The sequence below is a fragment of the Xenorhabdus hominickii genome, assembly GCF_002632725.1.
Lineage (GTDB): Bacteria > Pseudomonadota > Gammaproteobacteria > Enterobacterales > Enterobacteriaceae > Xenorhabdus > Xenorhabdus hominickii.
Map to the genome: position 1 here is coordinate 1572323 of NZ_NJAI01000001.1, position 4287 is coordinate 1576609.

The 4287-nt window shown below is 56.5% G+C and carries 6 protein-coding genes; all 6 read left to right on the forward strand.

What is annotated here, in order from left to right; genetic code table 11:
• Positions 1-207, forward strand: a 207-nt coding sequence (locus tag Xhom_RS48855) for an HNH endonuclease (RefSeq protein ID WP_169928532.1), incomplete at its 5' end; no start/stop codon positions are given.
• A gap of 265 nt (positions 208-472) precedes the next feature.
• The gene (locus Xhom_RS48860; RefSeq protein WP_069315756.1) at positions 473-967 is read left to right on the forward strand and encodes a phage terminase small subunit P27 family; all 495 of its coding nucleotides are present in this window, start codon (positions 473-475) and stop codon (positions 965-967) included.
• On the forward strand, positions 964-2694 hold the full coding sequence (locus Xhom_RS48865) for a terminase large subunit (protein ID WP_069315757.1): 1731 nt from the start codon (positions 964-966) through the stop codon (positions 2692-2694). Before Xhom_RS48860 ends, Xhom_RS48865 begins: the two co-directional genes overlap by 4 nt.
• The gene (locus tag Xhom_RS48870; RefSeq protein ID WP_169928398.1) at positions 2691-2852 is read left to right on the forward strand and encodes a hypothetical protein; all 162 of its coding nucleotides are present in this window, start codon (positions 2691-2693) and stop codon (positions 2850-2852) included. Before Xhom_RS48865 ends, Xhom_RS48870 begins: the two co-directional genes overlap by 4 nt.
• Positions 2842-4071, forward strand: coding sequence for a phage portal protein (locus tag Xhom_RS48875; protein ID WP_069318035.1), 1230 nt, complete (start codon positions 2842-2844; stop codon positions 4069-4071). The genes Xhom_RS48870 and Xhom_RS48875 overlap by 11 nt, the downstream gene beginning before the upstream one ends.
• Positions 4064-4287: HK97 family phage prohead protease (locus Xhom_RS48880; RefSeq protein ID WP_211287890.1), on the forward strand; the 224-nt coding region annotated here is incomplete at its 3' end. The genes Xhom_RS48875 and Xhom_RS48880, both read left to right, overlap by 8 nt.

A 4287-nucleotide genomic window follows, 5' to 3' on the forward strand; every position in this document is an offset into this window, starting at 1 on the left:
AGCCCATGGGACAGATTAAGGGCCACCATCAAGGCCAGAGACAAGCACTTGTGTCAGCAATGCCTGCGTCAAGGTCGGGCCGTGACAGGGACAACGGTTGATCATATCAAACCCAAAGCCCACGGGGGCACGGATGCGTTATCGAATCTGGAATGTTTATGCTGGTCTTGCCATCGGGCGAAGACCGCAACGGAGCGACTGCGATAGTCACTCAACGACTGATAATTAATGCCAGTGAGTAAATATATCTGATGTAACCATGACAGTTAAACAATGGTCTGATGACGTAATTTTTACCTGAAATCATTGCTGTTGTCATGGTCACGTATAGGGCGGGCGGGTGAAATCGCTACCCCTCTCGCCCCACAGGACCGCCGCCTTAAGTCTTTTTTTATACCCGCGAAAAATGAACTTTAAACCGGAGGCCTTTTTATCCCTCTTTCACTGTTTTTGAGCACGGGAGGTGCTGCCTATGGCTGGAACGGCGGGCAAGTCAGGTCGTCGTCCCAAGCCGACGGCCCGCAAGGCACTGGCCGGCAATCCGGGCAAGCGCAAGCTGAACCGGGATGAACCGGCATTCACCCCGTTGACGGGCGTTTCCGCGCCGGACTGGTTTGCCGACAGTAACCTGCCGCTGGCCGGGGTGATGTGGGCGCTGACCAGCAAGGAGTTATGCGCACAAGGGTTACTCTGTGTCACCGATCTCGCGGTGCTCGAACGCTGGTGTGTGGCGTACCAGTTCTGGCGCAACGCGGTGGTAAATATCGCTGTGCAGGGGAATACCGTGACTGGTGCCACCGGCGGCCCCATCAAAAACCCGGAGCTGACCGCCAAAAAAGAGCAGCAGTCTGAAATGGACACCACCGGCTCCCTGCTGGGGTTAGATCCGAGCAGCCGCCAGCGCCTGATTGGGGCGGCGGGTCAGGCCAAAACCGACAATCCGTTTATGAGGATGATTTCATCATGAGCCGTAAATCCTATCTGAACGTCAATGCGGCGAGCCAGTACGCCCGTGATGTGGTGCGCGGCAAAATTGAAGCCGGTCGTCATGTCAGGGAGGCCTGTCAGCGGCATCTGGATAACTTAAGTCAGGAAAAAACGAAAGCGTTTAAGTACCGGTTCGATAAAGAGTTGGCCGAGCGGGCGGCGAAGTTTATTCAGTTGCTGCCGCACACCAAAGGCGAATGGGCATTTAAACGGATGCCCATCACGCTGGAGCCGTGGCAGTTATTTATTGTCTGTTCGGCCTTTGGCTGGGTGCATAAGGGCAGTCGGTTGCGCCGCTTTCGGGAAGTCTATACGGAGATCCCCCGTAAAAACGGTAAATCCGCCATTTCAGCCGGAGTCGCCCTCTATTGCTTTACCTGTGATGACGAATTCGGGGCGGAAGTGTATTCCGGGGCCACGACCGAGAAGCAGGCATGGGAAGTGTTCCGACCGGCGCGCTTGATGTGCAAGCGCACCCCGCTGCTGATTGAGGCGTTTGGCATTGAAGTGAACGCGTCAAACCTGAACCGCCCGGCGGACGGGGCGCGCCTTGAACCCTTGATTGGCAACCCCGGTGACGGGCAGTCCCCCAGTTGCGCCATTGTCGATGAATATCATGAACATGATACCGACGACCTGTACACCACCATGCTGACGGGGATGGGGGCACGGCGTCAGCCCCTGATGTGGGCCATCACCACGGCAGGCTACAACATTGAAGGCCCCTGTTATGACAAGCGCCGCGAAGTGATTGAGATGCTGGCCGGTAATGTGCCCAATGACGAACTGTTCGGGCTGATTTACACCGTGGATGAGGGGGATGACTGGACGTCCCCGGCCGTATTGCGCAAGGCCAACCCGAACATGGGCGTGTCGGTGTATGCGGATTTCCTGTTAAGCCAGCAGCAGCGCGCCCTGAATAACCCGCGGCTCGCCAGTGTCTTTAAAACCAAGCACCTGAATATCTGGGTCTCCGCCCGAGAGGCGTACTTCAATATGGTGAGCTGGAAACAGTGCGAAGACACGTCGCTGACACTGGAACAGTTCGAGGGACAACCCTGTTATCTGGCGTTTGACCTGGCCCGTAAGCTGGACATGAACAGCATGGCCCGGCTTTTTACCCGTGAAATTGAGGGCAAACGCCATTTCTACAGTATTGCCCCGCGGTTCTGGGTGCCGTATGACACGGTCTACAGCGTTGAGCAGAACGAAAATCGGCGCAGTGCCGAGCGTTTCCAGAAATGGGTGGCAATGGATCTGCTGACCGTCACGGAAGGCGCTGAAGTCGATTACCGCTACATCCTTGAAGAAGCCAAACTGGCCTGCCACCTGAACCCGGTCAATGAAGCGCCGATTGATCCCTTCGGGGCGACGGGATTGTCCCATGCGTTGGCGGATGAAGGCATTAACCCGATCATCATTACCCAGAACTTTACCCACATGAGCGACCCGATGAAGGAGCTGGAAGCCGCCATTCAGTCCGGCCGCTTCCATCACGATGGCAACCCGATTATGGCCTGGTGTATTGGCAACGTGGTGGGGAAAACGCTGGGCGGGAATGATGACATTGTGCGGCCCATCAAGGAGCAGAAGGACAGCAAAATTGACGGCGCGGTGGCCCTGATAATGGCGATGGGGCGCGCTATCCTGCATGAAGAACCCGACTTTCTTTCCAACCTCGACCCGGATGACCTGTTAATGCTATGAAAAACTTACTGATTGATACCACCGCCCTGACCGGCGTCGGGGCGGTGCTTGCGGGCTGTTACCTGAAATACGGGCTGGCGAATACCCTGATTATCGGCGGTGCGCTGTTTATTGCCTATGCCCTGGTGGTGGCCAGAAGGGGGAAACATGCTGCTTGATGCCCTGTTCCGCCACGACCCCCTGGAGAACCCGAAAACCCCGCTGACAGCGGAGGCGGTTGATCACGATGGCCTGTTCAGTGCTGACGTGTATGTCAGCCCCGAAACGTCAATGAAACTGGCGGCAGTCTATGCCTGCATCTATGTGCTGTCCTCTTCGGTGGCGCAGATGCCGCTGCATGTGATGCGCAAGAACGGCAAGAGCGTGGACATGGCCCGTGATCACCCGGTGTTTTACCTGATACACGATGAGCCGAACGACTGGCAGACCAGCTATAAATGGCGGGAGCTGAAACAGCGCCATATCCTCGGCTGGGGCAATGGTTATTCGTGGGTGAAACGTAACCGGCGCGGGGAAGTCACGGCCCTTGACGCCTGTATGCCGTGGGAAACCACCCTGTTGAACACGGGCGGGCGCTATACCTACGGGGTGTATAACGAAGACGGCAGTTTTGCCATCAGCCCCGACGACATGATCCACCTCCGGGCGCTGGGCAATAACCGGAAATTAGGCCTCAGCCCCATCCTGCAACATGCGGAAACCATCGGCATGGGCATGAGCGGGCAGAGATATACCAGTTCATTTTTTGGCGGGAATGCCCGGCCGGCGGGGATTGTCTCCGTGAAAGGAGAAATCAACGATAAAGGCTGGGAAAGGCTCAAACTGATGTGGCAGAAAGCCGCCGCCGCCCTGCGCCGTGAGGAAAATAAAACCCTGCTGCTGCCCGCAGAACTGGATTATCACGCCCTGACCGTATCACCGGTGGATGCGCAGTTGATTGATATGCTGAAACTCAACCGCTCCATGATAGCCGGGCTGTTCAATGTGCCGGCCCACATGATTAACGATCTGGAGAAAGCGACGTTTTCCAATATCAGCGAACAGGCCATTCAGTTTGTCCGCCATACCGTGATGCCGTGGGTGGTGAACTGGGAGCAGGAACTGAACCGCCGATTGTTTACCCGGCAGGAAAGGGCGGCGGGGTTTTATGTCCGTTTCAATCTGGCGGGACTCTTACGCGGCACCCCGAAAGAGCGGGGCGAGTTTTACCACTTCGCCATTACGGATGGCTGGATGAGCCGCAATGAAGCCCGTGCCTTTGAGGACCTGAATCCGGTGGACGGACTGGATGACATGCTGGTGAGTGTCAACGCCGCCAATCTGCTTAACAACAAGAATCAACCCCATCCCAACCAAGAGGATACACCCGATGAGTGACAGGGAAATGCGCTGTTACCCCGGCGAAGTGCGTGCTGAAACCCCGGAGGATCAGCCGACGCGCATTGTCGGTTACGGCTCGGTGTTTAACAGCCGCTCAGAACCGCTCTGGGGCTTTCGTGAAATCATCAAGCCCGGGGCCTTTGATGAGGTACTCAATGATGATGTGCGCGGGCTGTTTAACCATGACCCCAACTACATTCTGGGGCGCAGTGC